The organism is Acidocella sp. MX-AZ02, assembly GCF_000306035.1.
Classification (GTDB): Bacteria; Pseudomonadota; Alphaproteobacteria; order Acetobacterales; family Acetobacteraceae; genus Acidocella; species Acidocella facilis.
In genome coordinates, this window is record NZ_JH976208.1 from 790,985 (window position 1) to 793,358 (window position 2,374).

The 2,374-nt window shown below is 63.9% G+C and carries 2 protein-coding genes and 1 pseudogene; 1 reads left to right on the forward strand and 2 read right to left on the reverse strand.

Annotated elements, in window-relative coordinates; translation table 11 throughout:
* Positions 1 to 76: 76 nt before the first annotated feature.
* Positions 77 to 985 (reverse strand): RNA polymerase sigma factor RpoH, encoded by a 909-nt coding sequence (gene rpoH, locus MXAZACID_RS12045; protein WP_035180392.1) that lies wholly within the window; start codon positions 983 to 985, stop codon positions 77 to 79.
* A 233-nt stretch (positions 986 to 1,218) separates the two neighbouring features.
* A complete protein-coding gene (locus MXAZACID_RS12050) occupies positions 1,219 to 2,193 on the reverse strand; it encodes an RluA family pseudouridine synthase (protein ID WP_008494651.1) in 975 nt (324 codons plus the stop codon).
* Here MXAZACID_RS12050 and MXAZACID_RS19380 point away from each other — a divergent pair.
* A pseudogene (locus tag MXAZACID_RS19380) lies at positions 2,178 to 2,374 on the forward strand (hypothetical protein); the annotation flags it as partial. The gene MXAZACID_RS12050 and the pseudogene MXAZACID_RS19380 sit on opposite strands and share 16 nt — an antisense overlap.

Genomic DNA, 2,374 nt, shown 5'->3' on the forward strand with positions numbered 1-2,374 from the left:
CCACCCCTCCTGCGCCTTTCCATCGCCGCTACGCAGCGATGGAACCCTGGGCGCCTGCGCCCCCAAAAACTTTTTATTAGTTGAGCCGCAGCGCCGCGGCGTTGGCATTGGCCACCTGGCGCTGCTCGGCCACCTGGGCCTTCATCGATTTCTGCAGCTTCTCGAACGCCCGCACCTCGATCTGGCGCACGCGCTCGCGGGAGATGTCATAATGCTGGGAGAGATCTTCCAGCGTGGTCGGGTTGTCCTTCAGGCGGCGCTCGACCAGGATATGGCGTTCACGCTCGGAGAGGGTCTTGAGCGCGGTGGCGAGCAAGGCCTTGCGGCCGGTCAGCTCCTCGCGCTCCGCCAACTCGGTTTCCTGGCTTTCGGAGTCGTCCACCAGCCAATCCTGCCATTCGCCCTCGCCATCCATCTTGATCGGCGCGTTCAGCGAATTATCCGGCGAGGAGATGCGGCGGTTCATGTTCACCACATCCTGCTCGGGCACATCCAGCACGGTGGCGATCTTGGTGACCTGCTCGGGGGAGAGGTCGCCGTCATCGATCGCCTGCATCTGGCCCTTCAGGCGGCGCAGATTGAAGAACAGTTTCTTCTGCGCGGCGGTGGTGCCCATTTTCACCAGGGACCAGCTATGCAGGATATATTCTTGGATGGCCGCGCGGATCCACCACATCGCATAAGTGGACAAGCGGAAGCCACGATCCGGATCGAACCGGCGGACGGCTTGCATCATGCCGACATTGCCTTCGGAGATCAGCTCGGAGACAGGCAGGCCGTAGCCGCGATAGCCCATGGCGATCTTGGCGACGAGACGAAGATGAGAATTGACCAGCTTGTGGGCGGCCTGGTGGTCGCCATGGTCACGCCAGGAGCGGGCCAGCGCCTCCTCCTCCGGGTGGGAGAGCATCGGGTATTTGCGGATCTCCTGCATATAGCGGGAGAGGCTGGCATCGGGCGCCAGGCTGGACATTGTGGAGGCCATACGGAAACTCCTCGGCTTTCGTCTCCTCCGCTCTGGCCCAGCCAATCCGGCGCCGGCAAAGGAAACGTCATTTGAATTTTTTCAACGCTCAGACATTAACAAACTTATCCCGCGGCGCCGCTTAAAAGCAGCTAAACAAATGGTCAGGAATGTTCATGAACTGAACGCGTCGAGGCGGAGTGTACGTACGTTCGTCCGGAGGCGTCAATAAAAACGACCGTCTTAGTCCTGTTTCAGGCGCATGCGAGCAATGCGTCCTGCAAGGCTTTGAAATCGCTGGGTGGGGGGCTGGTGAAGCGCAAAGCCGCGCCGGTGATGGGGTGGGCGAAGCCCAAAGTTTCGGCGTGCAGGGCCTGGCGGGGGAAGTCCAGAGCCATGTCCCGGACCTCCGGCGGCAGCAATTTCGCAGCCGCCGGGCGGCGGCGCAGATAGACAGGATCGCCGATCAGCGGATGGCCGATATGGGCCAGATGCACGCGGATCTGGTGGGTGCGCCCGGTCTCCAGCCGGCAGGCGATCAACGAAGCCGCCAGCCCCGCCTGCTCCAGCACCTGATAATTGGTGGCGGCGTGTTTGCCGTTGCTTTTGACCACCGCCATGCGCTTGCGGTCCTTCGGGTCGCGGCCGATATCACCCTCGATTCGGCCCTTGGCGGGATTGGGCAGGCCCCAGCACAACGCCAGATAACGGCGCTCAATGTCGCGGGCGGCGAAGGTGGCGGAGAGGCGGGTGAGGGCAAGCTCGGTTTTCGCCACCACCATGAGGCCGGAGGTGTCCTTGTCCAGCCGGTGGACGATGCCGGGCCGGCGCTCGCCGCCAATGCCGGTAAGGCTCTCGCCGCAATGAGCGATGAGGGCATTGACCAGCGTGCCGTCCGGGTTGCCGGGGGCGGGATGGACGACCATGCCGGCGGCTTTATCGAGGATGAGCAGGGCGTCATCCTCATAAAGAATGTCCAGCGGCAGCGATTCGGGCTGGGGCAAAGCGGGCGCGGCGGCGGGCAAAGCGAGCTGGTAGAGGGTGCCGGGCTGCACGGTCTCGGAGGCGTCGGTGGTGACGATGCCGTCGCGCCTGCAGGCCCCCTCCAGGATCAAGGCCTTGACGCGGGAGCGCGAGATGGTGCCGATGCGCGCGGCAAGGTAGGAATCAAGCCGCTGCCCGGATGCGTCCGGGCCAGCCAGGATGGAGTGAGATGCAGGATCAGCCACAGAATCTACGCGGGTTGAAGGCGGCGGTGGGGATTATGGGGGTGCTGATCGTCATCGGCACCACGGTCGTCATCGGCACGATCATTCACCGTCTCTATGCCAGATTTTCCGCGCCGTCGACGCCGAGCGTGGCGGCGGCCAGCGTGCCGGCGCCGGGTGCCGTGCTAGGGCGTGGTGCAGG

Coding starts and splice junctions, on each gene's coding strand:
- rpoH (WP_035180392.1), bottom strand. CDS start 985: ATGGCCTCCACAATGTCCAGCCTGGCGCCCGATGCCAGCCTCTCCCGC.